The 26866-nt window shown below is 67.0% G+C and carries 25 protein-coding genes; 13 read left to right on the top strand and 12 right to left on the bottom strand.

What is annotated here, in order from left to right; translation table 11 throughout:
* Positions 1–9 precede the first annotated feature (9 nt).
* The 7 genes from AC07OX_RS03505 to aptA are packed head-to-tail and all read right to left on the bottom strand — an operon-like array spanning position 10 to position 8572.
* Positions 10–999 (bottom strand): alpha/beta hydrolase fold domain-containing protein, encoded by a 990-nt coding sequence (locus tag AC07OX_RS03505; protein ID WP_495259874.1) that lies wholly within the window; start codon positions 997–999, stop codon positions 10–12.
* The gene (locus AC07OX_RS03500) at positions 996–2657 is read right to left on the bottom strand and encodes an ABC transporter ATP-binding protein (protein ID WP_495259873.1); all 1662 of its coding nucleotides are present in this window, start codon (positions 2655–2657) and stop codon (positions 996–998) included. Before AC07OX_RS03500 ends, AC07OX_RS03505 begins: the two co-directional genes overlap by 4 nt.
* Positions 2654–3469, bottom strand: coding sequence for an ABC transporter permease (locus AC07OX_RS03495; RefSeq protein ID WP_062473185.1), 816 nt, complete (start codon positions 3467–3469; stop codon positions 2654–2656). The genes AC07OX_RS03500 and AC07OX_RS03495 overlap by 4 nt, the downstream gene beginning before the upstream one ends.
* A complete protein-coding gene (locus tag AC07OX_RS03490) occupies positions 3466–4410 on the bottom strand; it encodes an ABC transporter permease (protein ID WP_070061073.1) in 945 nt (314 codons plus the stop codon). The genes AC07OX_RS03495 and AC07OX_RS03490 overlap by 4 nt, the downstream gene beginning before the upstream one ends.
* Positions 4411–4425: 15 nt before the next feature.
* Positions 4426–6024: an ABC transporter substrate-binding protein gene (locus tag AC07OX_RS03485; protein ID WP_495259872.1), complete on the bottom strand. Its 1599-nt coding sequence runs from the start codon at positions 6022–6024 to the stop codon at positions 4426–4428.
* Between the two features lie 38 nt (positions 6025–6062).
* Positions 6063–7160 carry a C45 family autoproteolytic acyltransferase/hydrolase gene (locus tag AC07OX_RS03480; RefSeq protein ID WP_095745749.1) on the bottom strand — a complete coding sequence of 366 codons (1098 nt, stop codon included), beginning with the start codon at positions 7158–7160 and terminating at the stop codon, positions 6063–6065.
* A gap of 53 nt (positions 7161–7213) precedes the next feature.
* The gene (gene aptA, locus AC07OX_RS03475; protein ID WP_495259870.1) at positions 7214–8572 is read right to left on the bottom strand and encodes an omega-aminotransferase AptA; all 1359 of its coding nucleotides are present in this window, start codon (positions 8570–8572) and stop codon (positions 7214–7216) included.
* 164 nt (positions 8573–8736) lie between these two features.
* On the opposite strand from aptA, the gene AC07OX_RS03470 reads away from it, so the two are divergent.
* Genes AC07OX_RS03470 through gabT form a run of 3 tightly spaced genes read left to right on the top strand, consistent with a single transcriptional unit; the run spans position 8737 to position 12262 of the window.
* Positions 8737–9684 carry a GntR family transcriptional regulator gene (locus AC07OX_RS03470; protein ID WP_495259869.1) on the top strand — a complete coding sequence of 316 codons (948 nt, stop codon included), beginning with the start codon at positions 8737–8739 and terminating at the stop codon, positions 9682–9684.
* 14 nt (positions 9685–9698) lie between these two features.
* The gene (locus AC07OX_RS03465; RefSeq protein ID WP_495259868.1) at positions 9699–10937 is read left to right on the top strand and encodes a serine hydrolase domain-containing protein; all 1239 of its coding nucleotides are present in this window, start codon (positions 9699–9701) and stop codon (positions 10935–10937) included.
* 35 nt (positions 10938–10972) lie between these two features.
* A complete protein-coding gene (gabT, locus tag AC07OX_RS03460; protein ID WP_495259867.1) occupies positions 10973–12262 on the top strand; it encodes a 4-aminobutyrate--2-oxoglutarate transaminase in 1290 nt (429 codons plus the stop codon).
* A 4-nt stretch (positions 12263–12266) separates the two neighbouring features.
* Here gabT and AC07OX_RS03455 read toward each other — a convergent pair whose 3' ends face one another.
* Positions 12267–12650, bottom strand: coding sequence for a response regulator (locus tag AC07OX_RS03455; protein WP_062473196.1), 384 nt, complete (start codon positions 12648–12650; stop codon positions 12267–12269).
* 236 nt (positions 12651–12886) lie between these two features.
* On the opposite strand from AC07OX_RS03455, the gene AC07OX_RS03450 reads away from it, so the two are divergent.
* The 4 genes from AC07OX_RS03450 to AC07OX_RS03435 all read left to right on the top strand — a co-directional run bounded on the left by AC07OX_RS03450 (position 12887) and on the right by AC07OX_RS03435 (position 16361).
* Positions 12887–13684, top strand: a complete 798-nt coding sequence (locus AC07OX_RS03450) for an acetoacetate decarboxylase family protein (protein ID WP_495259866.1) — start codon at positions 12887–12889, stop codon at positions 13682–13684.
* Positions 13685–13730: 46 nt separating this feature from the next.
* The gene (locus AC07OX_RS03445; RefSeq protein WP_495259865.1) at positions 13731–14546 is read left to right on the top strand and encodes an AraC family transcriptional regulator; all 816 of its coding nucleotides are present in this window, start codon (positions 13731–13733) and stop codon (positions 14544–14546) included.
* Between the two features lie 203 nt (positions 14547–14749).
* On the top strand, positions 14750–15949 hold the full coding sequence (locus AC07OX_RS03440; protein WP_495259864.1) for a terminase gpA endonuclease subunit: 1200 nt from the start codon (positions 14750–14752) through the stop codon (positions 15947–15949).
* Between the two features lie 112 nt (positions 15950–16061).
* The gene (locus AC07OX_RS03435; protein WP_495331011.1) at positions 16062–16361 is read left to right on the top strand and encodes a Mor transcription activator family protein; all 300 of its coding nucleotides are present in this window, start codon (positions 16062–16064) and stop codon (positions 16359–16361) included.
* Positions 16362–16630: 269 nt separating this feature from the next.
* Here the strand turns inward: AC07OX_RS03435 and AC07OX_RS03430 are convergent, their stop codons facing one another.
* The 3 genes from AC07OX_RS03430 to AC07OX_RS03420 form a co-directional block, all read right to left on the bottom strand.
* Positions 16631–17329, bottom strand: coding sequence for a hypothetical protein (locus AC07OX_RS03430; RefSeq protein ID WP_495259861.1), 699 nt, complete (start codon positions 17327–17329; stop codon positions 16631–16633).
* Between the two features lie 72 nt (positions 17330–17401).
* Positions 17402–17671 (bottom strand): hypothetical protein, encoded by a 270-nt coding sequence (locus tag AC07OX_RS03425; RefSeq protein ID WP_495259860.1) that lies wholly within the window; start codon positions 17669–17671, stop codon positions 17402–17404.
* A 51-nt stretch (positions 17672–17722) separates the two neighbouring features.
* Positions 17723–17974, bottom strand: coding sequence for a hypothetical protein (locus AC07OX_RS03420; protein ID WP_495259859.1), 252 nt, complete (start codon positions 17972–17974; stop codon positions 17723–17725).
* Positions 17975–18715: 741 nt separating this feature from the next.
* On the opposite strand from AC07OX_RS03420, the gene dusA reads away from it, so the two are divergent.
* Positions 18716–19681 (top strand): tRNA dihydrouridine(20/20a) synthase DusA, encoded by a 966-nt coding sequence (gene dusA, locus AC07OX_RS03415; protein ID WP_495259858.1) that lies wholly within the window; start codon positions 18716–18718, stop codon positions 19679–19681.
* Between the two features lie 164 nt (positions 19682–19845).
* A complete protein-coding gene (locus AC07OX_RS03410; protein WP_062473201.1) occupies positions 19846–20631 on the top strand; it encodes an IclR family transcriptional regulator in 786 nt (261 codons plus the stop codon).
* Positions 20632–20770: 139 nt separating this feature from the next.
* On the opposite strand, the gene AC07OX_RS03405 is transcribed toward AC07OX_RS03410, so the two are convergent.
* The gene (locus AC07OX_RS03405) at positions 20771–21418 is read right to left on the bottom strand and encodes a GntR family transcriptional regulator (RefSeq protein WP_062473203.1); all 648 of its coding nucleotides are present in this window, start codon (positions 21416–21418) and stop codon (positions 20771–20773) included.
* A gap of 130 nt (positions 21419–21548) precedes the next feature.
* On the opposite strand from AC07OX_RS03405, the gene scpA reads away from it, so the two are divergent.
* The 4 genes from scpA to AC07OX_RS03385 are packed head-to-tail and all read left to right on the top strand — an operon-like array spanning position 21549 to position 26846.
* The gene (gene scpA, locus AC07OX_RS03400) at positions 21549–23714 is read left to right on the top strand and encodes a methylmalonyl-CoA mutase (RefSeq protein ID WP_495259856.1); all 2166 of its coding nucleotides are present in this window, start codon (positions 21549–21551) and stop codon (positions 23712–23714) included.
* A gap of 11 nt (positions 23715–23725) precedes the next feature.
* On the top strand, positions 23726–24199 hold the full coding sequence (locus tag AC07OX_RS03395; RefSeq protein ID WP_062473207.1) for a GNAT family N-acetyltransferase: 474 nt from the start codon (positions 23726–23728) through the stop codon (positions 24197–24199).
* Positions 24193–25242: a methylmalonyl Co-A mutase-associated GTPase MeaB gene (gene meaB / locus AC07OX_RS03390; protein ID WP_495259855.1), complete on the top strand. Its 1050-nt coding sequence runs from the start codon at positions 24193–24195 to the stop codon at positions 25240–25242. The genes AC07OX_RS03395 and meaB overlap by 7 nt, the downstream gene beginning before the upstream one ends.
* A 59-nt stretch (positions 25243–25301) precedes the next feature.
* Complete coding sequence (locus tag AC07OX_RS03385; protein ID WP_062473211.1) at positions 25302–26846, top strand: acyl-CoA carboxylase subunit beta; 1545 nt, start codon at positions 25302–25304, stop codon at positions 26844–26846.
* Positions 26847–26866: the final 20 nt, after the last annotated feature.

Genomic DNA, 26866 nt, shown 5'->3' with positions numbered 1-26866 from the left:
GCGAGGGCTTCAGCGCGCGGCCAGCGTGTGCATCCAGCGGGCGGCATCGTCGAAGGCGCGGCCGGCCACGTCGGCGATGGACACGGCTTCGAGAAAGCCGTGGATCGTGCCCGGGTAGAGCACGTCGGTCACGGCCACGCCGGCTTCGCGCAGCTGCGCGGCCATGAGCACGCTGTCGTCGTGCAGCGGGTCGCACTCGGTGATCGCCAGGCACGCGGGCGGCAGGCCCTCGAGCCGCGCCGTGAGGCTGGCCAGGCGCGGGTCGCGAAAGTCTTCGGGCCGGCGCAGGTACAGGCCGTAGAACCACACCATCATGTGCAGCGACAGGCCGTACTCACCCGCGCCGTAGCGCACCACCGACTCGCGGTACAGCTCGGTGCTGTAGGCGCCGTAGTTCAGCAGCATGCCCAGCGGCAGCGCCTCGCCTGCGTCGCGCAGCACGAGGCAGGCACCCACCGACAGATTCGCGCCCGCCGAGTCGCCGCCGATGAAGAGCTGCGCGGGGTCGATGTCGAGCGCGCCCGCGTTCGCCGCGAGCCAGCGCATCACGTCGACGCACTCGTCGTGCGGCTGCGGAAACTGCGCCTCGGGCGCCCGCGTGTAGTCGATGCCGATGACGGCGATGCCCGCGCGGCCCGCGTACTCGCGCATCACGCGGTCGTGGGTGTCGAGGCTGAACAGCACGAAGCCGCCGCCGTGGATGTAGACCAGCGCGCCCTGCAGCCTGCGCGTCTGGGGGTAGTGCACGCGGATGCGCACGTTGCCGTGGCGCGTGGGCACCTGCTGTTCGACGGTGCGCGCCATCGTCGGGCCGCCTTCGGTCCACGGGGCGCGCACCTTCTCGGCGTTGGCGCGGCCTTCGGCGATCGGGATGGTGTGGCGCTTCGGGTAGCGGCCGCCCTCGGCCGCCATGAGGCGCATGAACTCGACGATCTGCGGATCGAGCGGGGGCGGGGCGGTGGGGTTCAGCCAGGTGGCGGGCAAAGGAGCGGCGGTCACGCAAACACTTTCTCGGGAGGGCAGGAGACAGAATCGGCCAGCGACGCGAGCGGCCGAGGCGTGGCCGCCAGCAGCGCCTGCGTGTAGGCATGGCTCGGCTGGTCGAACACGGCGTCGCGCGGGCCTTGCTCGACGATGCGGCCGCGCTCCATCACGACGACGCGGTCCGCAATCTGCTCGACGGCCGCGAGGTCGTGGCTGATGAACAGGCACGCAAAGCCGTGGTGCGCCTGCAGGCTTTGAAAGAGGCGCAGCACCTGCGCCTGGATGGTCATGTCGAGTGCGGACACGGGCTCGTCGGCCACCACGAAGGCGGGCCGGCGCACCAGCGCGCGCGCAATCGCCACGCGCTGGCGCTGGCCGCCCGAGAGCTCGTGCGGGTAGCGCGCGCCCAGGCCGTCCAGGCCGACTTCGTCGAGCGTTTCGTGCACGCGCTTCACGCGCGCGGCGGCATCGAGTGCGGGCAGGTGGCGCAGCGGTTCGGCCACGATCTCCTGCACGCGCATGCGCGGGTCGAGCGACGAGAACGGGTCTTGAAAAACGAGCTGGCAGGCGAGCCGGAAGCGGTGCAACGCGGCGCGGTCGGCGCTGCGCACGTCGTCGCCGCGAAACAGGATCTGCCCCGCGTGCGACGGCGCGAGCCGCAGGATGGCGCGGCCCAGCGTGGTCTTGCCCGAGCCGCTGCCGCCCACCAACGCGACCATCTCGCCGGGGTGGATGTCCAGGTCGAGCCGGTCGATGACCTGCACCGGCGCATGGCGCTTGAAGAAGCCGGCGCGCGGGCCGGGGTAGCTCACGCACAGGCCGCGCACCTGCACCAGCGGCTGCTGCGGCGCGGCCGGGGCCGGCTTCGCGGCCTGGCGACGCGGCAGGGCGTCGACCAGCTTGCGGGTGTAGGGCTGCTTCGGGTCGACCAGAATGGCGGGCACGTCGCCCGTCTCCACGAGCTTGCCTTTTTCCAGCACGATGGCGCGCTGCGCGTAGCGCCCGACGAGCCCGAGGTTGTGCGTGATGAGCAGCACGGCCGTGCCCTGGTCCTTCGCGAGGCCGACCATCAGGTCGAGCACTTCGCGCTGGCTCAGCGTGTCGAGCGCGGTGGTCGGCTCGTCGGCGATCAGCAGGCGCGGTTTGAGCAGCATCACGCTGGCCAGCATGATGCGCTGGCGCATGCCGCCCGAGAACTCGTGCGGGTAGGCGTGCAGGCAGCGCTCGGGGTCGGCGATCTGCACGCGGCGCAGCATGTCGAGGCAGCGCGCGCGAATCTCGGCGGCCGACAGCTTCGTGTGCATGCGCAGACCCTCGGCCATCTGCTCGCCGATGCGGTGCACCGGGTTGAGCGAGACCATCGGCTCCTGGAACACCATGCCGATGCCGGGCCCGCGGATGGGGCGCATGGCCTTCACGTCGCGGGTGCTCAGGTCTTCGCCGTCGAACACGATCTGCCCGCCGCTTTGCGCGATGCCGGGCGGCAGCAGCTGCAGGATGGCGCGCGCGGCCATGGTCTTGCCGCTGCCCGATTCGCCCACCACGGCAAGGAATTCGCCGGGGCGCACGTCGAACGAGAGGTCGTGCACCAGCGTCTGGGCGCCGCCGTGCAGGTCGATCTTCAGGTGCCGTACGGAAAGCACGGGCGCCGAGGAAGAAGAGGGATGGGTCATGACTTCTCCGTGCGCGGGTCGAGCCGGTCGCGCAGCGATTCGCCCAGGAGGTTGATGCCCAGCAGCGTGAGCGCGATGCACAGGCCCGGCACCAGGCACAGCCACACGGCCGAGGCCATGTAGGGGCGTGCGCTGGAGAGCATGTTGCCCCAGGTGGGCGCGGGCGGCGGCACGCCCAGGCCGAGGAAGCTCAGGGCGCTTTCCGACAGCAGCACCCAGCCGAACATGCTGGTGGCCAGCACGGCGACGGGCGCCACGCAGTTGGGCAGGATGTGGCGCCACATGGTGTAGATCTCGCCGTTGCCGATCATGCGCGAGGCCTCGACGTACTCGCGCTCGCGCAGCGACAGCACGGTGCCGCGCACCACGCGCACCACCGAGGGCGCGTAGGCCATGCTCAGCGCGAGCACGATGCCCCACTGGTTGGCGCCCACGATCACCATCACGCCCAGCGCCAGCAGCAGGCCCGGAAAGGCCAGCAGCGTGTCGTTGAAGGCCATGAGCACGCGGTCGGTCCAGCCGCGCACGAAGCCGGCGAGCACGCCTACCACGAGGCCGACGGCGGTGGCCAGCGCCACCGTGAGCAGCGCGATGAGGCAGCTGGTGGAGGCCGCGCGCATGGCGCGGCTGGCCACGTCGCGCCCGAACTCGTCGGTGCCCAGCCAGTGCGCGGCCGAGGGCGGTTGCAGCTTGCCGCGCAGGTCGATGCCCAGCGGGTTGTAGGGCGTCCACAGCGCGGCCACCAGCGCCAGGACCAGCAGCACGCCGATGAGCACGCCGCCCACGAGGGTATGGGTCTTGATCTTTTTCACTGAACCGACACCCGGGGATCGAAGAGGGGATAGCACATGTCCACGATCAGGTTGATGACCACGTAGATGCAGGCCGTGAACAGCAGGCAGCCCTGCAGTACCGGGTAGTCGCGCGCGAAGATCGAATCGATCATCAGGCGGCCCAGGCCGGGCAGGGTGAACACCGTTTCGAGCACCGCGATGCCGCTCAGCAGGTGGCCCAGGATGAGGCCGATCATGGTGAGCGTGGGGTTGAAGGCGTTGGGCAGCACGTGGCGGCGCAGCACCTGAGACTCGGGCACGCCCTTGGCGCGCGCATGCGTCACGTACTCGAGCCGCAGCACCTCGATGGTGCTGGCGCGCGACATGCGCGTGAGCACGCCGGTCTCGACCAGCACCAGCGTGACGATCGGCAGGATGACGTACATCAGGCCCTGCGAGAAGTCTTCCGACATGGGCACGTAGCCCACCACCGGCAGCCAGTGCAGGTACTGGCCGAAGAACATCAACAGCAGCAGGCCGAGCCAGAAACTCGGCACCGACAGCATCAGCGTGGCCGCGCCGATGATGGCGAGGTCGGTCGGCCGGTCCTTGCGCCAGGCGGCGACGAGGCCGGCGGGCACGGCGATCAGCGAGGCCAGCGCCACGGCCGTGAGCACGATCACGGCGCTCACGTGAAAGCGCTCCCAGATCAGCGGCAGCACGGCCAAGCCGTTGGTGGTCGACACGCCCAGGTCGCCGGTGAGCGCGTGGCGCAGCCACACGACGTACTGGGTGACCAAGGGCTGGTCCAGTCCCATCTGCTGGCGGGCGAGTTCGAGCTGCGCGGGGTCGGCGCCTTCGCCGAGCATGAGCTGCACCGGATCGCCCGGAATCAGCCGCATGAGCGTGAAGACGGCAATCGACACCAGCAGCAGCGTCGGGACCGTCATGGCGATCCGTCGCAAGAGGTAGGCAAGCATGGCGGCGGCGCCCCGTCAGCCGCGCGCGTCGAGCCGGACGTTCCAGAACCGGGGCTTGGCCGGCGCCCAGCCCTTGAAGCCGGTCACGCTCTTGCGCATGGCGGTGGCGTCGCTGGCGTTGAAGAGCACGACCATCGGCACGTCCTGCAGCATCTGCTTGTGCAGCTCGTCGAACAGCACCTGGCGGCGCGCCTTGTCGCGCGAGACCATGCTCTCGGTGAGCCGGGTCTGCGCGGCGGCGTTGTCCCACACCTTGCGCGGCTGCGTGGCCTTGTCGCCGGACACCATCTCGTAGTTGAGCGAGGGGTCGATGCGCGCCGAGTAGATGAAGGCCATGCTCTGGTACTGGCCCTTGGTGTAGCGGTCGAGCTGCGTGGCCCAGTCGAGCACCTCGAGTTCGATGTTGATGCCGGCTTCGGAGGCCATGGCCTGCACCAGCACGGCGGCCGAGTACAGCGCCTCGTAGCGCTTGTTGGCGACGAGCTTGATCGGCTGGCCGCGGTAGCCGGCTTCGGCCAGCAGCTTCTTCGCACCGGCGATGTCGCGCTTGTAGCCGCCGGCCTGCACGGCGCTGTAGAACGGGCTGGACGAAGGCACGACCGAGTTGTTGACGGCCGACAGGCCCTCGGTGACCGACTTGGCGATCTCGGGCGTGTCCAGCGCCAGTGCCAGCGCGCGGCGGATGCGCACGTCCTTCAGCAGCGGGTCGGTGGTCTGCAGCAGCAGCGCCACCATGGTCATCACCGGCGTGGTGTCGACGCGCACGTCGCTGCGACCGCGCATCTCGACCACGTCGGCCGGGCTGGGGCTGATGAAGGCGTCGATGCCGCCGCTGTACAGCGCCGCCTTGGCCGCGGCCGAGTCGGGAATGACGACGAAGCGCAGGTTCTCGATCTCGGCCTTCTTGCCGCCGGTGAGGCCGTCGCGCGCTTCGGGGCGCGAGCTGTAGCCGTCGAAGCGCGTGAGCTCGATGTACTGGCCGCGCTTCCACTCCTTGATCTTGTAGGGGCCGGTGCCCACGGGCTCCTTCCACTGGCCGTCGGCACCGAGCGAGCTGCGGTGCAGGATGGCGGCGCCGCCGCAGTCGGGGCGCGCCATCATGGTGAGGAACAGCGCACTCGGGCGCTCGATCTTGAAGACCACCGTCTTGGGCGTGGGCGCTTCCACCGCGAGCACCTTGGTCATGCCCTTGCCGTCGAACTCGGGCAGGCAGCGCCAGCCGCTGGTGGGCTTGAGGTAGCGCTGCCAGCTCCACACCACGTCGTCAGCGGTGAGTACCGCGCCGTTCTGGAACTTCACGCCGTCGCGCAGGGTGAAGGTGTAGGTCAGGCCGTCGGCCGAGGTGTCGACCTTGCTCGCGAGCATCGGGCCGACCGAGGTGTCTTCGCGCAGCGCGACCAGGCCTTCGACCACATGGATGAGCACGTTGTCGGTGTTGTCGTCGCGGTTGCCGCCGGGGTCGGTGGAGCGGATGTCGGAGTTGATCTGGATCCGCATCGTCCGGCCGGCCGGGGCCTGGGCGAAGGCCGCGCTGGCGGCCAGGCCGAGGCCGAGGACCAGCGCGGCGGCGGTGCGCGCAGCGGGAGGAAGGGACGGGGGCGTGGGCAGGTTCATGGCAACACTCCTGGCGATGGCTGGGCGGGGCGGGCGGATCAGAGGGAATACTCGGTGAAGCGGTGCGCCTTGAAGGGCGCCGGCGCGATGCGCATCTTTCGTGCCGCCGGGTCCATGACGATGGTCGCCACGGTGGCCGACGAGGCACCACCGGGGCCCGCGCTCGGGCTGCGGCACACGGCGCGCGGCGCGCCGAAGCGGTCTTGCAGCGCGTCGAGCACGTCCTGCTCGGTGAGCAAACCTGCAGCGCGCTTGTTGTGCAGCGCCTCGGTCACGCGGCGGTCGCGGTAGAGCGAGTCGGGCGTGGTCTCCAGGCTGCGGTCGACCACGCGCGCCAGCGCCGCCGGGGTCTTGAAGTGGTTGGCGTGCACCAGGATGCCGCCTTCGGGCTGCTGCCAGAACACCTGCTCGGGGCAGGTCTCCAGGCTCACGGCCTCGCCCTCGGCGTGCGTGATGATCATGTTGTTGGAGATCGAGCGCGCGCTGCGGCACACCACGCCCAGCGCGTTGGCGTACAGCGTCGACTGCAGGATGCCGCGGCGGATCAGCGCCAGCGGCACGCCTTGCTGCTTGCCGTCGTTGTCGGCCTTGATGAAGTTGCCGGTGACGGCGATGCCCGCGCTGTTGAGCCCGGCGCGTGCCAGCGTGCCGGCTTCGGCGAAGGTGAGCATGGCCGGGCCTTCGTCCGGCTGGATGCGCAGCACCACGCCGAGTTCGAGGCTCTCGACGCGCCAGTCCCAGTTCTGCGCGTGGATGAGCTTGCCGTCGCGCGCGGCCGAGGGCATGACGACCACGCCGGTGCAGCCGTCGGGCGGCTCGGTGGCTTCGAGCTGCTGGAAGGCGTAGAGCATTTCGCTGCGCGCGTTGAGCGCCACGATGTCCTCGGCCGGCACGCCCGCGCCTTCACCCACGCCCTCGATCTCGCGCAGCATGCCGGCGTCGAAGGCCTCGACCATCGGCATGAAGCGGCGTGCCAGCGCGCGCGTGCGCTCCCAGCTCAGGCCCACGCGCTCGAAGGCGGCGCGGTAGGTGCGCAGGCTCAGGTCGATGCGGTCGCCGGCGGCGCGGCCGTACTGGCGCCCGCGCTGCTGTGCGTCGCCTTCGATGTCGTACAGGGGGAACGATTCGATGTCCATGGTGTGTCTTGTCTCCGGGGCTTGTCTTGTGTGTGCGATGCGGCCTGAGGGGCTCAGGCTGCGGTGTCGGTGGCTTGTGCGGTCTGCGCGATGGCGGCGCGCAGGCTGTCGATGATCTGGTCGATGTGCCGGCGCTCCAGCGTGAACGGCGGCGACAGCGCAATGGTGTCGCCCACCGAGCGCACCAGCACGCCGCTTTCGTCCAGGCAATGTTGCGCCACCGCCTGCGCATGCGTGCCGGGGCCCGAGGTCCAGCCCTGCAGCTCGATGCCGGCCAGCAAGCCGACGTTGCGCACGTCGATCACGCCCGGCAGGCCGCGCAGGCTGTGCAGGCCGTCTTCGAAGTAGGGCGACAGCTCGGCGGCGCGGGCGATCAGGCCGTCTTCGGTGTAGGCGTCGAGCGTGGCCATGGCGGCGGCGCAGGCCAGCGGATGGCCCGAGTAGGTGTAGCCGTGCGACAGCTCGACCGCGCTCACGCTGCCGTGCATGAAGGCGTCGTGCACCGCGCCGCGCATGAGCACCGCGCCCATCGGCACGGCGCCGTTGGTCAGGCCCTTGGCGGTGGTGATGAGGTCGGGCGTCACGCCGAACAGGTCGGACGCGAAGTTGCTGCCCACGCGCCCGAAGCCAGTGATGACCTCGTCGAAGATCAGCAGGATGCCGTGCTTGTCGCAGATCTCGCGCAGGCGCTTCAGGTAGCCGCGCGGCGGCGGCAGCACGCCGGTGGAGCCGGCCACGGGCTCGACGATCACGGCGGCGATGGTCGAGGCGTCGTGCAGCGAGACCAGCGCCTCGAGCGCGTCGGCCTTGTCGATGCCGTGCGGCGGCTCGCCGCGCGAGAAGGCGTTGCGCGCCAGGTCGAGCGTGTGCGGCAGGTGGTCCACGCCGTTGAGCAGCGGCCCGAAGGTGCTGCGCTGGCGCCCGATGCCGCCCACCGAGATGCCGCCGAAGCCCACGCCGTGGTACGAGCGCTCGCGACCGATGAGCCGGTAGCGGCCCGCGTCGCCGCGCGCCCGGTGGTAGGCCACGGCGATCTTCAGCGCGGTGTCGACCGACTCGGAGCCCGAGTTGGTGAAGAACACGTGGTCCATGCCGGCCGGTGCCATCTGCGTGAGGCGCTGCGCCAGCGTGAAGGCGGCGGGGTGGCCGATCTGGAAGTTGGAGGCGTAGTCGAGCACGTCGATCTGCGCCTTCATCGCCGCGCTGACCCGCGGGTTGCGGTGCCCGGCGTTCACGCACCACAGGCCGGCGATGGCGTCGAGCACGCGGCGGCCGTCGGCCAGGTCGTAGTAGAGGCCCTCGCTGCCGACGATGAGGCGCGGCGCCTGCTTGAACTTGCGGTTGGGCGTGAAGGGCATCCAGAACGCGTCGAGCGAACCGGGTGGCGTTGTCAGGGTATCGGCGGAAGCCACGGTGTTTTTCTCCTTGGGAAACGACCCGTCGTCCGGGTCGGCGTGGGGCCGATCTTGAAATCCAAATTGTATTTTTGGCGCGAGATGTACATGGTTTTTTAGGGCCAAAAATACAAAGAACCCGCGATGATCGGCACCCAGCCCGTGTTTCCGGAGACCCATGGATGGCCCCGCAGCAGCAGATGCAGACGCAGATGGACAACAAGTCGATCCCGCCGCTCACCCAGCGCGTGAGCCGCTACATCCTCGACCAGGCCCTGGCCGGCGGCTACGAGAACGGCCGCCACATGACCGAGACCGACCTGGCCGGCCGGCTCGGCATTTCGCGCACGCCGGTGCGCGCCGCGCTGCGCCTCTTGCACGAGCGAGAGTTGCTGGCGCATGTGCCCAACCGCGGCTACACGCTGGTGGCCGACCGCGAGGCGCTCGACCGTGCACGCCGCGAGATGCCGGAAGACGAGGAGAAGACGCTCTATTACCGCGTGCTGCGCGACCGCCTTGCGGGCAAGCTGCCGACGCGCGTCAACGAGCTCGAGCTGGCCCAGACCTACGGCGTGCCGCGCCCGCTGCTGCGCAACGTGATGACCACGCTGCTGCAGGACGGCGTGCTGCGCGGTCGCCACTACCAGCGCTGGGAGTTCACTGAAACCCTCGACTCGGTCGAGAGCGAGCGCGAAAGCTACCGCTTTCGCCTGGTGGTCGAATGCGCGGCGCTGCGCGAGCCGGGCTTCAAGGTCGAGCACGAGCGGCTGCTGGCCTGCCGCGAACAGCAGCAGACCTTGCTCACGCACGCCTCGCGCCATTCGTGGATGGAGTTCTTCGAGGCCAACGCACAGTTCCACGAGCTGCTGGCCAGTGCCTCGGGCAACCGCTTCATCCTCGATGCGGTGAAGCAGCAGAACCGGCTGCGCCGCATCTCCGACTTGTCGGACTACCCGCTGGTGAACATCGACCTGCTGCGCAAGTCCTGCCGCGAGCACCTGCAGATCCTCGACGCGGTCGAAGAGAACAAGCTCGAAGTCGCCGCCAAGCACATGCACGCCCACCTGAGCCGTGCCAGCGACATCCTGGAGCGCCGCGTGATGGGCGACCTCGATGCGCTCGGCGAATGAGCCACGACGCCCCTATGACCCCCCAAGAAACGACGGCTCCCGATGCCGCGCTGGCAGACGGCTGGCGCGATGGTTTTCCCACGGCCGGCACCGCGGTGCCGCGCCCGCGCGAACGCCCGATCTTCCAGGCCCCCGAGAACCGCTGGGCCTTCTCGCACCTGCGCGAGCTGCAGCCGACGCGCAATGTGTCGCGCGGCACCGGCCCGGTGTCGGTGCTGCCGCGCGCCGAGCGGCCCGAACTCGACACCCTGGCCTTCACCTTCCCCGCCGACGGCTCGCGCACCGACTGGCGCAGCGCGCTCACAACGATCTGCGCCGACGGCGCGGTGGTGCTGCACCGCGGCCGCATCGTGTACGAGCGCTACTTCGGCGCGCTCGACGAGCAGGGGCAGCACATGGCGATGTCGGTCACCAAGTCGGTCGTCGGCACGGTCGGCGCGATGCTCGCGGCCGAGGGCGAGCTCGACGAACACGCGCAGGTGCGGCACTACATCCCCGAGCTGGCGGCCAGCGCCTTCGGCCATGCCACCGTGCGCCAGGTGATGGACATGACGACGGGCATCGACTACTCGGAGGACTACACCGACCCCGAGGCCGGCGTGTGGAAGCACGCGCGCGCCGGCCAGCTGTTGCCGCGCCCCGCGGACTACGCGGGCGCCGAGGGCTACCGCCAGTTTTTGCAGACCGTGCAGGGGCAGGGCACGCACGGCGAGGCCTTTGCCTACCGCACCGTCAACACCGACGTGCTGGGTTGGCTCATCAGCCGCGTGGCGGGCCAGCCGCTGGCGCGGGTGCTGGGCGAGCGCATCTGGTCGCGCCTGGGCGCCGAGCAAGACGCAGCCTTTGCGGTGGACGGGCAGGGCGCCGAGTTCGCGGGCGGTGGCCTGTGCACCGGCCTGCGTGACCTTGCGCGGTTGGGCGAAATGATGCGGCTCGGCGGCGCCTTCAACGGCACGCAGATCGTGCCCGAGGCTGTGGTGGCCGACATCCGCCGCGGCGCCGATCCGGCGCGCTTCGCGCTCGCGGGCTACACGCGGCTGGCCGGCTGGAGCTACAGAAACATGTGGTGGGTGGCGCACGACGCGCGCCGCACCTTCACCGCGCAAGGCATCCACGGCCAGGCGCTGCACATCGACCCCGAGGCCGAGATGGTGGTGGCGCGTTTTGCCTCGCACCCGCTGGCCGCCAACGCGCACCTGCCGACCTCGATGCCCGCCTTTCGCGCGCTGGCCGAGCACCTGATGCGCGGCTGATTTCCTTTCCTCCTTCTCTTCATTTCTCTTTCTTCATGCTCACCCAAGTCACGACCAACGCGAGCCTGCAGGCCCGCAAGAACGCCGCCTGCGCGCAGGGCATCGGCACGCTCACGCCGCACTTCACCGCTCGCGCCGACAACGCCGAGCTGTGGGACGTGGAAGGCCGGCGCTTCGTCGACTTTGCCAGCGGCATCGCCACGCTCGCCACCGGCCACCGCCACCCGCGCATCGTGGCCGCCGTGCGCGCGCAGCTCGACGACTTTCACCACACCTGCTTCCACGTCACGCCCTACGAGGAATACGTGGCGCTGTGCGAGCAGTTGAACCGCGTGGTGCCCGGCCCCAGTGCCAAGAAGAGCGCGCTCTTCACCACCGGCGCCGAGGCCATCGAGAACGCGATGAAGGTGGCGCGCGCCGCCACCGGCCGCAGCGGCGTGGTGGCGTTCTCGGGCGCCTTCCACGGCCGCACCTTCATGGGCATGGCGCTCACCGGCAAGGTTGCGCCGTACAAGGCGGGCTTCGGCCCGATGCCGGGCGATGTGTGGCACGTGCCGTTCCCCGCCGCGCCGCTGGGCGTGACGGTGGACGACAGCGTCGCGGCACTCGACCGGCTGTTCAAGACCGACGTCGATCCGCAGCGCGTGGCCGCGATCGTCATCGAGCTGGTGCAGGGCGAGGGCGGCTTCTACGTGGCGCCGCCCGCGCTCATGGAGCACCTGCGCGCGGAGTGCGACCGCCACGGCATCCTGCTGGTCGTCGACGAAATCCAGACCGGCTTCGGGCGCACCGGCAAGCTCTTCGCGCTGGAGCACTACGGCATCGAGGCCGACCTGGTGACGACCGCCAAGAGCCTGGCCGGCGGCTTTCCGCTGTCGGCGCTCACGGGGCGCGCCGAACTCATGGACGCCACGCGCGTCGGCAGCCTGGGCGGCACCTACGCGGGCAACCCGCTGGCGGTGGCCGCGGCGCTGGAGACGATGCGCGTGATCGAGGACGAAGGGCTGGTCGCCCGCGCCCGCATGCTCGGCGAGCGGCTGACGGCCAGCCTCGCGGCCCTGCGCACCGAGGTGCCGCGCATCTGCGACGTGCGCGGCCTGGGCGCGATGGTGGCGGTGGAGTTTCGCGATCCGCACAGCGGCGAGCCCGACGCCGAGTTCACGAAGCGCGTGCATGCGGCGGGGCTCGAGCGCGGTCTGCTGCTGCTGACCTGCGGCGTGCACGGGAACGTGGTGCGCTTCCTGTTTCCGCTCACCATTCCGGAGGCGGTGTTTGAAGAAGGGCTGGGGCTGCTGGCCGAATCGATTCGCGCGGCCAACGTCTGAACGACTAACGGCGCGGCGCAATGCCGAGCGTGCGGCAGAAGTCGTAGAAATCTTCGAGCTGCAGCGACTTGTCGAACACCGCATCGACGCCCGCCGACAGCGCGCCTTCACGCACCTCGGAGGTCGCGTGGTTCATGAACACCACGGTGCGCTGCGCGGGCGACTTGCGTTCCCTCAGGTGGTTGGCCACGGTCAGGCCGTTGCCTTGCGCAAGGAACACGTCGATCACGGCGGCGTCCCAGGCGTCGGGGTTCGCGTCGAGCCAGTCGATGGCTTCGTCGCTGCTGCTGGCGGTGGCGACGACTTCGCATCCGGAGAATTCCCTCAGTCCATCGGTCAGGGTGGTGGCGATCAGGGGGTTGTCTTCTATGAGGTAGATGCGGGTCATCGGTGCGTAGCCTGGAAATGAAATGCGTCGGCTCGTCTGCGCTTGTGGCGCGGGTCTGCCGGGCCGGTCCATTGTCACGAGGCGAGGGCGGGGCGGAGTCGGACAACGCCGCCACATGGCGTCCCCCGCGCACGCGAAAGCGCTGTTTGTGCATTGCATCACTGGCGTACAAGACGCGGGCGCGGGGCGTGCATATCTTGCGGGGCTTCTTTGACTCCGTCACGACAGGTTGTTTGATGTCGCCTTCTTCTTCGTCTTCCTTCGCTCCGCCTTTCACCGCCTCGGGCCGCAGCGCGCTCGTGCAGGCGCCGCCGTGGCACTACGCCGGGTGGCTGGTCAACGTGGGCTTCTCGTTCGATGCCGCACGCGGCGCCGCGCTGGTGCCGCCGGAGGTCGGCGTGGCCACGGGCCATGGCTGCGTGCATTTCGCCGACTGGCAATCGTGCGGCGACGACGGGCGCGAAATGCTCGACCCCGTGTACGCGCAGTACCGCGAGACCATCGTGGTGCTCGAGATCGAACCGGCGCGCGGCGACACGTCGCGCCGCTGCTTCTACTGCCCGCTCATCTACGTCGACCAGGACATCTCGATGCTGCGCGGCTGGCTGCAGGGCTGGCCCAAGAAGATCGGCCAGACCTGGCTCACGCGCAGCCTGCCGCTGATCCATCCGGCCGCCGCGCCGATGGTCGCCGGCAGCCGGCTCGGCGCGAGCCTCAGCGTGAAGGAGCGGCGACTCGTCGATGCCTCGGTCACGTTGTCGGGCGAGGCGAGCGGGCCGCTCGGCTTCCTGGCCGCGCCCACCATCGGCGCCATCGGCTGGCCCGACCTGACGCAGGCGGGCAGCATGGCGGTGCCGCGCTACCTGCGCGCCGACATCATCGACCGCGTCGAAACGGGCTGGGTGCGGGGCGAGGCCACGCTGCGTTTCCACGAGCACCCGGTCGAGGAACTCGCGTTGCTCGGCCCCGTGCAAACGACGCAGGCCAGCGCGGGCTGGATGGGCCTCACGGTGCGCGGCGCGATCGCGGTGTGAGGAGGGCGCTGCCTCCGACAGGTAGCTGCGCTACCCTCGGCGGGTCATGACGCTTCCCGCCCCGACGACCTCGCACGTGATCGGCCTGCCGCTGGCCGACGGCACGCCGGTCGAGGTGATGTTCGCGGGCGATCCCAAGGCGCACTTCGCGCTGCACTGGCATGCCGAGTGGAGCGTGGGCGCGATCGTCGAAGGTCGCTGCGAGTTCGTCTGCGCCGGCGCGCCCCGCACCGCGCAGGCCGGCGAGCTGGTGCTGATGCCGCCGTTTGCGCTGCACACCGCCGGCGTGAGCGCGCAGGGCTTTCGCATGGTGATGTTGTATGTGCCGCACGCCTGGGTGGCGGCGCGAATGGGCTGGCCGGCGGGTCGGCGCGGGTCGCTGCGGCAGGAGGTCTGGCGCGACGAGGCGAGCGTCGATGCGCTCGCGCAGGCGGCATCGGCGAAGGACGGTGCGCGCATCGGCGCGCTGCTCGACGGCATCTTCCGCACGCAGACGACCGAGCCGCTCGTGGCGGTTGCGCGGGCGGCGGCTGATGCGCGCGTCGAGGCCGTGTGCGACCTGCTCGCGACCGAGGACGCCTGCCGCATCGAACCCACGTCGCTCGCCGAACGGCTCGGTGTATCGCGCGAGCATTTCCATCGCCTGTTCCGCGCGGCGATCGGCATGGCGCCGGCGCAGTACGCGCGGCTGGCGCGCATCGCTCGCGCCAAGGTGCTGCTGCGCGAGGGCCATGCACCCGCCGAGGTGGCGGCGCAATGCGGCTTTGCCGACCAGGCGCATTTCTCGCGCTGGTTCCGCCGCTGCTTCGGCGTGACGCCGGGGAACTACCGGGCAGGCGGCTCGCCAAAAACCGGCGCGTGAGAAACTACGCCCCCGAGCGAGCGCCCCGCGTATGAACGACAAGTCCTTGAATCTGAAAGAAAAAATCATCTCCGTCGCGCCCATGATGGATTGGATGGGACCTTCAGAAAAACTGTAGGCCTATCAGTCACTTACGCTACAACGGCCTCTGGCCTGTGCCAGGAATGTGGCATTCGGGTACCGCTTGGGCCGCTTTCGACCATGTGGGCGCTGCCTCCGTCGAAGCCGACTACCTGCAGATATGGGACGCCCGTGCGATGTGGGTCAGCGAGTGCGGCCGCTATCGCTACGACCACGATCTGCACGTTTGGACTGACGCGCAAGGCGTTGTCATCCGCGCGCCGCGCCATGTGGCCTTCGTGGAGATGTGGAGCGGCTACAGCCCGCAGCGTGCATGGTCCGACATCGTGCGCGAATTCCTCGAAGCCACGATCAAGGCGAAGGCAGGGGACACGGCGCCGCTCGAAGGCTTCGTGAACGAAACCCTTGCCCAGTATTGGGAGGCTGTGGTGGAGCGCGCCGACGAGCACGCACTCTCACGTCGCGCCGAGAAATATCGTCACTTCACGGTGCCGTATGGCGGCCTCGTGCTGGTCACCGGTGTGGACGTTCAAGACAACCGCTTCGAGGTGGTGACCTGGGCCATTGGCCGCGGCGAGGAAATGTGGTGCATCGATTACAGCGTGATCTACGCGACCCCCGCCGACGAGCGCGATTGGTCGCACCTCGACGCCTACCGCAAGACGATCTTTCAACATGCCAGCGGGCAGGCAATGAAGATCGAAGCGATGGCCGTGGACACCGGCGGTCACTTCACGCACCAGGCCTACAACTACTGCCGCCAGCGCGAGCGTGAACGGGTCTTTGCGGTGCGCGGCGACCCGCAGCCGTCGAAGATGGTGAAGAGCAAGGCCACCGTCCAGGACGTGAACTGGGGCGGGAAGATCATCAAGCGCGGCGTGCGCCTCTGGTACGTCGGCGCCGACACCGTCAAGGATTTGCTTTACGGCCGCCTGTGCGTCGAGAAGAAGGGCGTTGGCTTCGTTCACTTCTGCGTGGACCTGCCGCGCGAGTTCTACACGCAGTTGACCTCTGAGGCGCGCGTGCCGCAGCGCGTTGCTGGTGGCGAGGCCTACAAGTGGATGAAGTCGCCTGGCGTGCGCAATGAGGCGTTGGATTGCTCGGTCTATGCGATCTCTGCACGCACATGCTCGGTCTGCACCTATACACCGGAAAGATGTGGGAACGGCTGGAGTCCATCGTGCAGCCGGCGAACGGTGATCTGTTTCGTGTGGAACAAGCGCAAGAGGTTTCACCAGCGGACGTTCCACGCGAAACGCAATCGGTTGAGCAGCCCTCCGACCAGGCAGATGCCGAGCCGAGCACGACGAGCGCGCCGCTAGCGCCTCCCGCACCGCCAATACCCGCGCCGCCGTTAGTTGCGCCCCCTAAGCCGGCTCCGCCGCGCCGAAGCGTTCAACGTCCCTCCCGTCAATCCTTCCCCGCTAGATCATGGTGAACATCACGAATCAAAACGACATCGTTCTCGACATCCTCGGGCGAGTGCAGGAAGCACTTGCCGAAGCCAAAGGCGAGCTGACGCCTGAGTTGGTGAAGGGCGTCGAGGCTGGCATCCGTGCGGACTGGGGTGGTGACCGTGTGTTCATCGCGAAGCGCCCCGGGGAGGGGCATGGCAATCGCAATAGCCGGATCTTCCGTGACTACCTTGCCGGCGAGCGCATAAAGCTGCTTTCGCGGCGCTATGAGCTTTCTGAGCGTCAGGTTCTCCGTATCGTCAAAGCGCCCGGGCGTTGAGCCGGTCCAAGACGCCTGCAACTATCGGTCGATAGTGTTGAGGCCGCGGCGAGAAGAATTAATTGCGAACTACTCAGTTGACTCGCAGCGGAAACCAAAGGCTCAAAGGATGACGGCCGATGTCATCTATGGCGCGTGGGGAAGCGTTGAGCTGGCATAAGCTGTTGCGTTAAAACAGGAATGGATTCGCGCCGCGTCGTGCTTGCTATTTGACGATTGGATCGGGAGGTGACCTGCATTCTGCGCATTGTCTGGAAACCATTGACTGGTTATAAGAAGACTGAGATATCTGTTGCATTTCCTGGGGAGCCCACCGACTTAAACTTATAGCCAAAAGCTAGGCTTTTGGCATAGACGACATCCGCCACCGGAAAAGGCTCCCACTGAGTGGCGTTTATAAGTAAGGATGCTACATTTAAGGTTGGAGACCTGATGATGCCAAGTTTTACAAGATCTTCTCGAAAATCAAGCGTTTGAACGAGCGCCAAAAATGTTGCTTGCATTGCATGCATTACTGTTCCTAGTTTGGCTTGGGCGACGTTGCCAAATCTGTCATGTTTGACGTTGTTATAGCTTTTCCACCAAGATGGATTTTTTGCCGCTTGCTGCCATGCATGCCATGGAAATGACGAATCACTTCTTTGTATATACCAAACCTTTTTGCCGTAAAACTGATCAGGGCGAAACACCTTTCGCGAGTCATTGATGTTGTAAAACGGCGCAACTCCGGCATATCGTTTTGCCCGGATCGCTGCAATTCCAAGGATGCTGTTATACCTGGCGTTATCCATTGCACTCTTGAATATGGATTCGCTTAAACTTCCACAATCCAGAAGGAGACTTGCAAGTACAGGGGAATGGACCTTTTGGTGGGCAGGAATAAATGTCACGACATTGCAAAAGGCTACAAATCTCTTTTCGATTTCCAAGAAGCTTTCGATTGCATCCAGTGCGTGATTTTGAGACATTGATTTTTCAATTGTTAAATTGCCCAGAGCGCGAGGCCGTGACGAAGTATCGTCGGCCTGAGAATGGTCCTGTTATGTTCTGTAATTGGTTTCTCTTCCGCTGACTTCAATTTGTTTGGCTGTAACCTTTGCTTGGCTTTCATGCCAAGCAGAAGTCATTTTTGCTTGATTGTCATTCCAATTTTTCTGTACATCTGATGTTTGAGAAAAATACGCGATGTCAAATTTGGTTTTCTGTTCAATGAGCGCAATATAGGCTTTTACAAGCTCCGAATTTTCTGGCAGCTCTTGGATCTTTTGTTCGAGAAAATATTTGCATTGATAGAATGCGTTGTCATTCATAATGGCCTTTGAGTTTTTGCGAAGGTAAATGGTTTGACGCCAACACGATAGTCAGGCTGTGCGTGCATTCGTTACAAACACTATAGCGAGTTTGAACGGCGAGGCCCGCTTGCTGGCGGCCCAGCCTTCATTTGCCTCCGCCGCCATTGAGATGCGGTTGGTTCGTGCGAAGCCCATTTCGGGAGTCGATTGGCGTAGATCGCTATTGCCGGGGCAGTGTTGAAGTAGCCTTGCTTTTTTCTGATCCTCGGGGATGGACTGCAGCTTCTGGCCGGCTGAGCTGAAGGGCGTGCGCCGGTTCATGCGCCATCAGACCTTGGCGCGCCGTCACAGTGCGCGTAGCGACGAGGGGAGGTGTCACCTTGCGCCTTGTCGATGTCACTTGTTGCCTTTGATAGTCCGGTCAACTCTGACCAGAGGCCCGACCGTGGCTATCGACACACCTAACACCGAACCCATCTCCTTCATCCCCGGCGATACCGTCAAATGGACGCGAGCGCTAGCGGACCATCCGGCCTCGGCCGGTTGGGCGTTGAGCAACGAACTGCTCAATGCGATGCATCGCTACGAGATTTCTGCGAACGCAGACGGCGATGCGTTTCGCGTCGTTGTTGCTGCACAGGCTACGCAGGCCTATGGCTCTGCGCGACTCGTCGATGTATTTCTGGATGGCTTCGGCGAAGGTCGGATCGGGCGCCCTGAGCTTTTTCCAGGGCCCCAGGCTTGGAGAGTTCGGCCTCTCGGTTTTTCATCCAGAGCTTCGAGGCCGGCTCGCGGTCGAAGGTTTCCGTTTCAATGTGGACGACGACGCCTTCCTCCTGAATCCGGATTCGAGCCATGTGCGCTACGCTTCCGTCCGCGCGTTTGCGTTTGGTAATGCTGCCCAAGGGGGCCCTCTCGTTGGTACATGCCGAACTTGTGGCAAGAATGTACCAGCGACACCCGAAAAATAGCGATAAACAAGATCGAATGACAGCGAATGAGATTAGCGGTAACCCCGCGCCAGTACTTGATTTTCCTCGGAAGGCCCGTGCCGCCGAAGCCATGCGCTTGTCCGTGGCCCCGATGATGGACTGGACCGACAGGCATTGCCGCGTCTTCCATCGCCTCATGACGCGCCACGCGCTGCTCTACACGGAGATGGTGACCACCGGCGCGCTGATCCATGGCGACGTGCCGCGCCACCTGCGCTTTCATGAAGAAGAACACCCCGTCGCGCTGCAGCTCGGGGGCAGCGAGCCGCACGACCTCGCGCACTGCGCCAAGCTCGGGCAGGAGTGGGGCTACGACGAGATCAACCTGAACTGCGGCTGCCCGAGCGAGCGCGTGCAGCGCGGCGCGTTCGGGGCCTGCCTCATGAACGAGCCGCAGCTGGTGGCCGATTGCGTGAAGGCGATGGTCGATGTGGTCGATGTGCCGGTCACGGTGAAGCACCGCATCGGCATCGACAAGATCGAGAGCTACGAGTTCGTGCGCGACTTCGTCGGCGCGGTGAGCGAGGCCGGCTGCGGCACGTTCATCGTGCATGCGCGCAACGCCTGGCTGCAGGGCCTGAGCCCGAAGCAGAACCGCGAGATTCCGCCGCTGCGCTATGCGCTGGTGCACCGCCTGAAGCACGACTTTCCGGCGCTGCAGTTTTCGATCAACGGCGGCATCGCCACCAACGCGCAGGTGCACGAGCACCTGCGGCTGCTCGACGGCGCCATGATCGGCCGCGAGGCGTACCACAACCCCTGGTGGCTGGCCGAATGGGACGCCGAGTTCTACGGCGACGCCCCGCAGACGCTCACGCGCGAGGACATCGAGGCGCGGATGTGCGACTACATGGCCCGCGAGGCGGCCGAGCACGGCACCAACTGGTGGTCGATCGCGCGCCACATGCTGGGCCTGCGCAACGGCCTGCCCGGCGCGCGCCGCTGGCGCCAGGTCTGGAGCGACCACCGCCTGAAGACCCGCCCGCCGCACGAAGTGATGGCGCTGGCGCACGAACCTGCCGCCCAGGCCGCCTGAATTCCGGCCTCGCCGCCCCGACTTTGTAGACAGTCAACACAATTGAGCGAAGTTGACGCTCGATGGAACACAGTTTCATGACAATGCAACAACAAGTGTGAGCGAAGCACCTGTTTTTGCTCAAGAATAAGGCGGTCAGGGAAACAAGAAAAAGGTTCTGTCTTATGAGTGAAGCTGCAGGCAGCAAGGAAGAAGTCAGTGCGCTTGCCAGGGGGTTGTCGCTGCTGAAGGTCATCGGGATGGCGGCGGCGCCCGTCGGAAACCGGGAGCTGGCCGACACCACCGGCATTCCGAAGGCCACGGTGTCGCGCCTCACGGCGACGTTGGTGGGGGCGGGGTATCTGCGGCAGTCGCAAGACAGCGAGCGTTTCAGCCTGGGGCCGGTGTTGCTCGACATGAGCAGCCGCTACCTGCGCAATTTCGACCTGAGGGCGCTGGCGCGTCCGCACCTCAGCAACCTGGCCGAACTGTCGGGCGCCAGCATCCACATGGCAGTGCGCGACGACCTGGACATGCTGGTCATCGATTCGCTGCGCCCGCGCTCGGCGCTCATCAGCTCCCGCATCGACGTCGGCTCGCGCATGTCCATCGCCACCTCCGCCTCCGGCCGCGCCTACATCGGCGCCTTGCCCGGGCCCGAGCAGTCGGCATTGCTGGAGCAGATCCGCCTCGAAACCGGCGAGAACTGGCACGCCATCGAGCCGCGCCTCATCGCCAGCCTTGAAGAGCACGCCCGCCTGGGCTACTGCACCTCCTTCGGCGAATGGAACCCCCAGATCCACGCCCTGGGCTTTGCGCTCGAAGGCCCGCGCGGCGAACGCTACGGCGTGAGCTGCGGCGGCCCCGCCTACCTGCTGCCGAGGGAAGCCATGCTCAGCCGTGTCGCCCCGCGCATGCTGGAAATCGCCCAGCGCATCGCGACAGAGGCCGGCACCCTCACGCTAGGCTGAAAAAGGAAATAGACCGCGCCCGAAGGGCGCCGGTCACCTTCGTGGGACGCCGCGGAACCGGCTCTGCCGGGCCGCAGGCGTCGCCCCCGGAAGGGGGTTGGCGAAGCGACACGAAGTGCGCGCAGCCTGGGGGAGAGCCCTATACAGCGGCTTCGAGGCCGTTGAGGAAGTGCTCGCGCATGCGTGCCATGGCCGTGGCCGCGTCGCGCGCCTCGATGGCCGCCATCACCGCCCGGTGCTCCGCCAGCGACTCGCCAATGCGCCCCGCCTTCAGCAGCGAGTTGTGGCGATTGAGCTTCATCACCTTGCGCAGGTCGGCCACCATCTGGTCGCGCCACTTGTTGTTGGCAATGGCCAGCAGGCTCATGTGGAAGCGCTCGTTCACCGCAAAGAAGTGCTCGCGGTCTTCCTTGCCCGGGGCGGCGGCGGCTTCCAGCTCGGCGTGCAGCGCCTTCAGCTCGGCGCGCTGGGCGTCGGTGGCGCGCTCGGCCACCACGCCGGCGGCGTCGCTCTCGAGCAGCGAGAGCAGGTGGTACACGTCGGCCAGATCCTGCTCCGACACCTCGGTGACGTAGGCGCCGCGGCGCACCTTCATCGTCACCAGCCCTTCGGCGGCCAGCACTTTCAGCGCCTCGCGCAGGGGCGTGCGGCTGATGCCGTATTCCTCGGCCAGCTTGAGCTCGTCGATCCAGCTGCCCGGCTCCAGCTCGCGGCGGAAGATCCGCTGGCGCAGGAGCTCGGCCACCTCTTCATAGAGGGCGCGGGGGGTCAGGGTGACGGCGGACATGGGCTGAACTGTACTTCAAAATCGCGTTTGAATTAATAATTACAGATGGGTTAGACTTGTGAACGGCTTGCAAATCCGTGCAAGCGACCTTGCGAATCCCGTCAGACCACCGCCTGGAGCGGCGCCTTCCATGAGCAGCAGCACACCCGAACCCACCTACAAGCCGGCCGACCTCGACGCCTGGGCCAAGTCCGCCGCCAAGTCGGCGCCCGGCGGCGACGTGAATGCGCTGAACTGGATCACGCCCGACGGCATCAGCGTGAAGCCGCTGTACACCGCGGCCGACCTGCAAGGCCTGAAGTACACCGACACGCTGCCCGGCTTCGAGCCCTACCTGCGCGGCCCGCAAGCCACCATGTACGCGGTGCGCCCCTGGACCATCCGCCAGTACGCCGGCTTCTCCACCGCCGAAGAATCGAACGCGTTCTACCGCAAGGCGCTGGCCGCCGGCGGCCAGGGCGTGAGCGTGGCCTTCGACCTGGCCACCCACCGCGGCTACGACAGCGACCACCCGCGCGTGACCGGCGACGTCGGCAAGGCCGGCGTGGCGATCGATTCGGTCGAGGACATGAAGATCCTGTTCGACCAGATCCCGCTCGACAAGGTGAGCGTGTCCATGACGATGAACGGCGCCGTGCTGCCGGTGCTGGCAGGCTACGTGGTCGCGGCCGAAGAGCAGGGCGTGGCGCAAGACCAGCTGAGCGGAACCATCCAGAACGACATCCTCAAGGAGTTCATGGTCCGCAACACGTACATCTTTCCGCCGGCGCCGAGCATGCGGATCATTGGCGACATCATCGAGTACACGGCGCAGAGGATGCCGAAGTTCAACTCGATCTCGATCAGCGGCTATCACATGCAGGAAGCCGGCGCCAACCAGGCGCTGGAGCTCGCCTTCACGCTGGCCGACGGCAAGGAGTACGTGAAGACCGCACTGGCCAAGGGCCTGGACGTCGACGGCTTTGCCGGACGCCTGAGCTTCTTCTGGGCCATCGGCATGAACTTCTATCTGGAAGTGGCCAAGATGCGCGCGGCGCGTCTGTTGTGGTGCCGCATCATGAAGGAGTTCAATCCCAAGAACCCCAAGAGCCTGATGCTGCGCACGCACTGCCAAACGTCTGGCTGGTCGCTCACCGAACAGGACCCGTACAACAACGTGGTGCGCACCACCATCGAGGCGATGGCCGCGGTGTTCGGCGGCACGCAATCGCTGCACACCAACGCGCTCGACGAAGCCATTGCGCTGCCCACCGAGTTCAGCTCGCGCATCGCGCGCAACACGCAGCTGATCATCCAGGAAGAGACGCACATCACGAACGTGATCGATCCCTGGGCCGGCAGCTACATGATGGAAAAGCTCACGCAGGACATGGCCGACGCCGCCTGGACCATCATCGAAGAAGTCGAGGCCATGGGCGGCATGACCAAGGCCGTCGACAGCGGCTGGGCCAAGCTCAAGATCGAAGCCGCCGCCGCCGAGAAGCAGGCGCGCATCGACTCGGGCAAGGACGTGATCGTCGGTGTCAACAAGTACAAGCTCAAGAGCGAAGACGCGATCGACAGCCTGTCGATCGACAACGTGAAGGTGCGCGAGCAGCAGGTGGCGCGCCTGCAGAGCATCCGCGCCTCGCGCGACAACGCCAAGGTGCAGGCCGCGCTCGACGCGCTCACCGACGCCGCCGAAAGCAACACCGGCAACCTGCTGGCGCTGAGCATCGACGCGGTGCGTGCGCGTGCCACCGTCGGCGAGATTTCCGACGCCCTCGAAAAATCCTTCGGCCGCCATCGCGCCGACACGCAGAAGGTGACCGGTGTGTACGCTGCCGCCTATGACTCGGCCGAAGGCTGGGAAGCGCTGAAGACCGAGATCAACGACTTCGCCGAAGCGCAGGGCCGCCGCCCGCGCGTGATGATTTCCAAGCTGGGCCAGGACGGGCACGACCGCGGCGCGAAGGTGGTCGCCACCGCGTTCGCCGACCTGGGCTTCGACGTCGACATGGGCCCGCTGTTCCAGACGCCCGAAGAATGCGCGCGGCAAGCGATTGAAAACGACGTGCACGCCGTGGGCGTGAGCACGCTCGCCGCCGGCCATAAGACTCTTGTGCCGGCCATCATCGAAGAACTGCGCAAGCAGGGCGCGGACGACATCATCGTCTTCGTCGGCGGCGTGATTCCGCGCCAGGACTACGACTTCCTGTACGAAGCCGGCGTCAAGGGCATCTACGGCCCGGGCACGCCCATCCCGGCCAGCGCCAAGGACGTGCTGGAGCAGATCCGCGCGGCCGTCGCAGTCTGAGACGAAGCGACGTGGGCGATCTCTTGTCGCGGCTGTCGCTGCAGCCCGTGGATTCCAGCGATTTCGAAGACATGCTGGCCGTGCGCATCGATGCGATGCGTCCGAGCCTGGAGCGCGTCGGCCGTTTCGACCTCACGCGCTCGCGCGAGCGCCTGTCGGCCGGTTTCGTGGTGCCGTACATGCACCACATCGTGCTCGACGGTGAGCAGCGCCTGGGCTTCATCACGCTCAAGCCCGAGGACGCGGATGCGCTGCGCCTCGATCACCTGTACCTGCGCACCGGCTTCCAGGGGCGCGGCATCGGCGAATGGGCGCTGCGCTGGGCCAAGGCGCAGGCGCGCGAACAGAAGCTGGACATCAAGCTCACCGCGCTCGTGCAGAGCGACGCCAACCGCTTCTACCAGCGGCACGGCTTCGTGCTCGAAGGCGAGGAGGGCGTCGACCTGCACTACCGCTGGCGCGTGGCGTCGGAGGCAGCGTGCTGAACACCGTCGGCGCGCTCGAACGCGCGCTCGCCGATGCGCCGGGCATGGCGCAGCGGCGTGCCATCGCCAAGGCGATCACGCTGCTCGAATCGACGCGCGCCGACCACCGCGCGCACGCCGACGAGTTGCTCACGGCGCTGTTGCCGCGCACCGGCCAGTCGTTCCGCCTGGGCATCTCGGGCGTGCCCGGCGTGGGCAAGTCGACCTTCATCGAAACGCTGGGCCTGCTGCTGATCGGCAAGGGCCACCGCGTGGCCGTGCTCACCATCGACCCCTCGTCCACCGTGTCGGGCGGTTCCATCCTCGGCGACAAGACGCGCATGGAGCGCCTGTCGGTGCACGAGCGCGCCTACATCCGGCCCAGCCCCTCGAGCGGCACGCTCGGCGGTGTGGCCGAGAAGACGCGCGAGGCCATGCTGGTCTGCGAGGCCGCGGGCTACGACATCGTCATCGTCGAGACCGTGGGCGTGGGCCAGAGCGAAACGGCGGTGGCCGGCATGACCGACATGTTCGTGCTGCTGCAGCTGCCCAACGCGGGCGACGACCTGCAGGCGATCAAGAAGGGCGTGATGGAGCTGGCTGACCTGGTCGCCATCAACAAGGCCGACATCGACCGCGACGCCGCCACGCGCGCGCAGGCCCAGATCACCTCGGCGCTGCGCCTGTTCGGCCACCAGGGCAACCCCGACCACGCGCATGCGGTGCACGACGCCCACAGCGGCGTGGAGCGCCGCTTCTGGCTGCCCAAGGTGCTGCAGCTCAGCGCGCTCGCCGGCACCGGCGTCGACGCCTTCTGGGACGCCGTGCTCGAATTCAAGACGCTGCAGACCGCCAACGGCAAGCTCGCGAAGCGCCGCGAAAAACAGGCCACCGCGTGGATGTGGGAACGCATCGACGCCGGGCTCAAGCAGGCGTTCCGCCAGCACGCGCAGGTGCGCGAGCTGTTGCCGCAACTCACGCAGCAGGTGGCCCAGGGCAGCCTGCCGGCCTCGACGGCGGCGCGCCAGCTGCTCGCAGCGGCAGCCATCACCGCCCGGGTGTGACACCCCGGCCCCCGCAAGACTCTCCCAGCAATCCAGAACCACAGCTTCGGAAGCACACCATGCAAGAACTGATCGAACAACTCGAAAAGAAGCGCGCCCAGGCGCGACTCGGCGGCGGGCAGAAGCGCATCGACGCGCAGCACGCCAAGGGCAAGCTCACGGCGCGCGAGCGCATCGAGCTGCTGCTCGACGACGGCACGTTTGAAGAGTGGGACATGTTCGTCGAGCACCGCTCGGTCGACTTCGGCATGGCCGAGCAGAAGATCCCCGGCGACGGCGTGGTCACGGGCTACGGCATGATCAACGGCCGCCTCGTGTTCGTGTTCAGCCAGGACTTCACGGTCTTCGGCGGCGCGCTCAGCGAAGCCCACGCCGAGAAGATCTGCAAGGTGATGGACCAGGCCATGAAGGTCGGCGCACCGGTCATCGGCCTGAACGATTCGGGCGGCGCGCGCATCCAGGAAGGCGTGGCCTCGCTGGGCGGCTATGCCGACGTGTTCCAGCGCAACGTGATGGCCTCGGGCGTGGTGCCGCAGATCAGCATGATCATGGGCCCCTGCGCCGGCGGCGCCGTGTACTCGCCCGCCATGACCGACTTCATCTTCATGGTGAAGGACAGCAGCTACATGTTCGTCACCGGCCCCGAGGTGGTGAAGACCGTGACGCACGAGAGCGTGACGGCCGAAGAACTGGGCGGCGCCATCACCCACACCACGCGCAGCGGCGTGGCCGACATGGCGTTCGAGAACGACGTCGAGGCGTTGATGATGCTGCGCCGCCTGTACAACTACCTGCCGCTGAACAACCGCGAGAAGCCGCCGGTGCGCCTGGGCAACGACGGCCAGGGCGACCCGGCCGACCGGCCCGACTACTCGCTGGACACGCTGGTGCCCGACAACCCGAACAAGCCCTACGACATCAAGGAACTGATCCTGAAGGTGGTGGACGACGGCGACTTCTTCGAGCTGCAGCCCGACTACGCGAAGAACATCGTGATCGGCTTCGCGCGCATGGAAGGCCAGACGGTCGGCATCGTGGCCAACCAGCCGCTGGTGCTCGCGGGCTGCCTGGACATCAAGAGCAGCATCAAGGCGGCGCGCTTCGTGCGCTTTTGCGATGCGTTCAACATCCCCGTCATCACCTTCGTCGACGTGCCCGGCTTCATGCCCGGCACCGGCCAGGAGTACGGCGGCATCATCAAGCACGGCGCCAAGCTGCTGTACGCGTACGCGGAGTGCACGGTGCCCAAGATCACCGTCATCACGCGCAAGGCCTACGGCGGCGCGTACGACGTGATGGCCTCCAAGCACCTGCGCGGCGACGTCAACCTGGCCTGGCCGCGCGCCGAGATCGCGGTGATGGGCGCCAAGGGCGCGGTGGAGATCATCTTCCGCGAAGACAAGAACGACCCCGAGAAGCTCGCTGCCCGCGAGGCCGAATACAAGGCCCGCTTCGCCAACCCGTACGTGGCCGGCGCGCGCGGCTACATCGACGACGTGATCCTGCCGCACGAGACGCGCAAGCGCATCTGCCGCTCGCTCGTGATGCTGCGCGAGAAGAAGCTCGAGAACCCGTGGCGCAAGCACGGAAACATTCCGCTCTGAGCCGCACGGAGAAAGAAGAA

The organism is Variovorax sp. GW821-FHT09D07 (genome assembly GCF_059416345.1).
The sequence above is the reverse complement of the archived record's forward strand: the minus strand, read 5'-3'. Positions and strand labels throughout refer to the sequence as shown.

What these genes read in the sequence shown, in the direction of transcription:
- AC07OX_RS03480 (WP_095745749.1), bottom strand. Translation starts at nt 7,160, where the DNA reads ATGGACATCGAATCGTTCCCCCTGTACGACATCGAAGGCGACGCACAG.
- AC07OX_RS03490 (WP_070061073.1), bottom strand. Translation starts at nt 4,410, where the DNA reads ATGCTTGCCTACCTCTTGCGACGGATCGCCATGACGGTCCCGACGCTG.
- AC07OX_RS03450 (WP_495259866.1), top strand. Translation starts at nt 12,887, where the DNA reads ATGTCGCCTTCTTCTTCGTCTTCCTTCGCTCCGCCTTTCACCGCCTCG.
- AC07OX_RS03445 (WP_495259865.1), top strand. Translation starts at nt 13,731, where the DNA reads ATGACGCTTCCCGCCCCGACGACCTCGCACGTGATCGGCCTGCCGCTG.
- AC07OX_RS03455 (WP_062473196.1), bottom strand. Translation starts at nt 12,650, where the DNA reads ATGACCCGCATCTACCTCATAGAAGACAACCCCCTGATCGCCACCACC.
- AC07OX_RS03420 (WP_495259859.1), bottom strand. Translation starts at nt 17,974, where the DNA reads ATGAACCGGCGCACGCCCTTCAGCTCAGCCGGCCAGAAGCTGCAGTCC.
- AC07OX_RS03410 (WP_062473201.1), top strand. Translation starts at nt 19,846, where the DNA reads ATGAGTGAAGCTGCAGGCAGCAAGGAAGAAGTCAGTGCGCTTGCCAGG.
- scpA (WP_495259856.1), top strand. Translation starts at nt 21,549, where the DNA reads ATGAGCAGCAGCACACCCGAACCCACCTACAAGCCGGCCGACCTCGAC.
- AC07OX_RS03465 (WP_495259868.1), top strand. Translation starts at nt 9,699, where the DNA reads ATGACCCCCCAAGAAACGACGGCTCCCGATGCCGCGCTGGCAGACGGC.
- AC07OX_RS03405 (WP_062473203.1), bottom strand. Translation starts at nt 21,418, where the DNA reads ATGTCCGCCGTCACCCTGACCCCCCGCGCCCTCTATGAAGAGGTGGCC.
- AC07OX_RS03485 (WP_495259872.1), bottom strand. Translation starts at nt 6,024, where the DNA reads ATGAACCTGCCCACGCCCCCGTCCCTTCCTCCCGCTGCGCGCACCGCC.
- AC07OX_RS03470 (WP_495259869.1), top strand. Translation starts at nt 8,737, where the DNA reads ATGGCCCCGCAGCAGCAGATGCAGACGCAGATGGACAACAAGTCGATC.
- dusA (WP_495259858.1), top strand. Translation starts at nt 18,716, where the DNA reads ATGCGCTTGTCCGTGGCCCCGATGATGGACTGGACCGACAGGCATTGC.
- AC07OX_RS03500 (WP_495259873.1), bottom strand. Translation starts at nt 2,657, where the DNA reads ATGACCCATCCCTCTTCTTCCTCGGCGCCCGTGCTTTCCGTACGGCAC.
- AC07OX_RS03430 (WP_495259861.1), bottom strand. Translation starts at nt 17,329, where the DNA reads ATGTCTCAAAATCACGCACTGGATGCAATCGAAAGCTTCTTGGAAATC.
- gabT (WP_495259867.1), top strand. Translation starts at nt 10,973, where the DNA reads ATGCTCACCCAAGTCACGACCAACGCGAGCCTGCAGGCCCGCAAGAAC.
- AC07OX_RS03425 (WP_495259860.1), bottom strand. Translation starts at nt 17,671, where the DNA reads ATGAATGACAACGCATTCTATCAATGCAAATATTTTCTCGAACAAAAG.
- AC07OX_RS03385 (WP_062473211.1), top strand. Translation starts at nt 25,302, where the DNA reads ATGCAAGAACTGATCGAACAACTCGAAAAGAAGCGCGCCCAGGCGCGA.